Here is a 2,508-nt window from a genome sequence, read left to right on the forward strand (position 1 = left end):
TGTCAATCGGCGTTCAATCGGGACCCCCTATCGGCGCGCAAAAGGGACCCCCTTGCTGAGATGTTGGGTGGTTGATGCTGGGCGCGGTTTTCGCGCTGCTGGCGGCGTAGGGAGGGCGTAGCCCGACCGGAGGCGTCAGCAGCGCGAAGGCGGTTTTCTGGCTGGGTCAGCTGCGGTTTTTGAAGCGCCAGCTGTCGTTGCCTGTCTCGACGATATCGCAATGGTGGGTGATGCGGTCGAGCAGCGCGGTGGTCATCTTGGGATCGCCGAACACGGTGGGCCACTCGCCGAAGGCGAGGTTGGTGGTGATGATGACCGAGGTCTGCTCGTAGAGCTTGCTGATCAGGTGGAACAAGAGCTGCCCGCCGGATCGGGCGAACGGCAGATAGCCCAGTTCATCGAGCACCACGAGATCAAGCCGGCTGAGCTGCGCGGCGATGGCGCCGGCCTTGCCGATGCGGGCTTCTTCCTCGAGCCTGGTGACGAGATCGACCGTGTTGAAGTAGCGCCCGCGGGCCCCGGCACGCACGACGCTGGCGGTGATCGCAGTGGCCAGATGGGTCTTGCCGGTCCCTGTGCCGCCGATGAGCACGATGTTGCGGCGACCGGGTAGGAACGAACCTGCGTGCAGGGAGCGCACCAGCTCTTCGTTGATCGGGGTGCCCTCGAACGCGAAGGCGTCGAGGTCCTTGATTACCGGCAGCTTGGCTGCGGTCATGCGGTAGCGGATCGAGGCGGCATGACGATGCGCGGCTTCGGCGCGCAGCAGGTCGGTCAGGATCTCGTGGGTCGTGCGCTTGCGCTGCAACCCGGTGGTGACCGCCTCGTCGAAGGCTCCTGCCATGCCCTTGAGGCCGAGTGAGCGCATCGCCTCGATCATCTCATGCCGCTGCATGGAGGCCTCGCACCGTATCGTAGCGCGCGCAGTCCGCGATCGGCGGGTGGCTGAGCTTGAGATCGGCGACCACATCCAGGGGGCGCTCGGATGGCGGGTCCCGGTATCGGGCCAGGATGTTGAGGATCACCTCGTCGCTGACGGCACCGCTATCAAGCGCCTCCCGGATCGCGGCCTCGACCGCTTCCAGGCCATCGGTCATTACCGATGCCAGCACGCGCACGAAGCGGCGGTCGGCGTCATCACCGCCGCCCAGCTTGCGCCGCAACCGCGTCAGTGCCGGTGGCAGGTCCCACCCCTGGAAGGGTGCGCCGTTCCGCAAGGCCCCAGGCTTGTGCGCCAGCACTGGCAGGTAATGCCAGGGATTATAGATCGTCCGGTCGCGGCCGAAGTGCCGGGCATGCTCGGCGATTACCTCGTCGCCTAGGCGCACGACGATGCGGTCGGCATAGGCGCGGACCTGAACGGCCCGCCGCGCCGCCTTGGCCATGACCGAGTAGCGGTTGCGGTCGAAGCTGATCAGGCACGTGCCGGTCACGGCATGGGTGGTCTCGTGGAAGCCGTCGAAGGGCGCCAGCATCGGCTGCAGGGCTGGCCGCTCGAGCTCCAGCGCCTCGGCGACGGTCAGCTCCTTCTGCTCGGGATGGGCGTGCGTTGCGGCCCAGCGCAGGCACTCAGCTTCCAGCCACCCGTTGAGCTCCTCGATGCTGGCAAAGCGCAGGCGAGGCTGGAAGAAGCGGCCTCGGATGGTCTGCACCTGGTGTTCAACCTGACCCTTCTCCCACCCCGCCGCCGGCGAGCAGGCCGTGGGCTCGACCATGTAATGATCGGCCATGACCAGAAAGCGGCGGTTGAACACCCGCTCCTTGCCGACGAACACGGTGGTGACCGCGGTCTTCATGTTATCGTAGATGCCGCGCAGGGGAACGCCGCCGAAGAAGGCAAAGCCGCGCGCATGGGCGTCGAACACCATCTCCTGCGTCTCGCGCGGATAGGCCCTGACGTAGACCGCGCGCGACGCGCACAACCGCATCTGCGCCACCTTCACCCGCATCGGCTTGCCCGCGATCTCCACATCCTCGTGGCTCCAGTCGAACTGGTAGGCCTCGCCTGGCTTGAACATGAGCGGGATGAACGCGGGCGCCCCATCACCCGCATCCTTGCGCCTCGCTTCCGTCCAGCGCCGGGCGTAGCGCCGGACCGCGTCGTAGGATCCCTCGAACCCCTCACGGCAAAGCAGGTCATGGATCCGCGTCATCCGCAGTCGATCGCGTCTGTGCCGGGCCTCGTTCTCCGTCAGCAGCACGTCGAGCCGCTCCTGGAACGGCCCAAGCCGGGGCAGGGGTTGAACCGTGCGGCGATAATCGAACGCGCCTTCCGGCGCCCGGATCGCCTTGCGAACCACCTTGCGCGACAGCCGCAGATCGCGCGCAATCGCCTTGATCGCCTTCCCGCTCGCGTGCTCCCGCCGTATCCGAACAACCGTCTCCACCACCAACATCCCGATCTCACCACCTGGAAAACCAGGCAGCCTGCTACACCATCAGAATGAGGGGTCCCTTTTAGACGCCGATCACCCCGCTAACGGGGTCCCTTTTGCACGCCGGTCCACA

The 2,508-nt window shown here is 66.4% G+C and carries 2 protein-coding genes; both read right to left on the bottom strand.

The annotated features are described in order from the left end of the window. Positions 1-166 precede the first annotated feature (166 nt). Entirely contained in the window at positions 167-895 is a 729-nt protein-coding gene (gene istB, locus AX725_RS18005) for an IS21-like element helper ATPase IstB (RefSeq protein ID WP_066110604.1), read from the bottom strand. Beyond that, positions 882-2,396: an IS21 family transposase gene (istA, locus tag AX725_RS18010; protein WP_066110602.1), complete on the bottom strand. Its 1,515-nt coding sequence runs from the start codon at positions 2,394-2,396 to the stop codon at positions 882-884. Before istA ends, istB begins: the two co-directional genes overlap by 14 nt. Positions 2,397-2,508 lie beyond the last annotated feature (112 nt).

Source organism: Blastomonas sp. CCH9-A1, assembly GCF_001557175.1.
Lineage (GTDB): Bacteria > Pseudomonadota > Alphaproteobacteria > Sphingomonadales > Sphingomonadaceae > Blastomonas > Blastomonas delafieldii_A.

Bases quoted from the DNA above. Each gene is read 5' to 3' on its own strand.
- istB (WP_066110604.1), bottom strand. From the start codon at position 895: ATGCAGCGGCATGAGATGATCGAGGCGATGCGCTCACTCGGCCTCAAG.
- istA (WP_066110602.1), bottom strand. From the start codon at position 2,396: ATGTTGGTGGTGGAGACGGTTGTTCGGATACGGCGGGAGCACGCGAGC.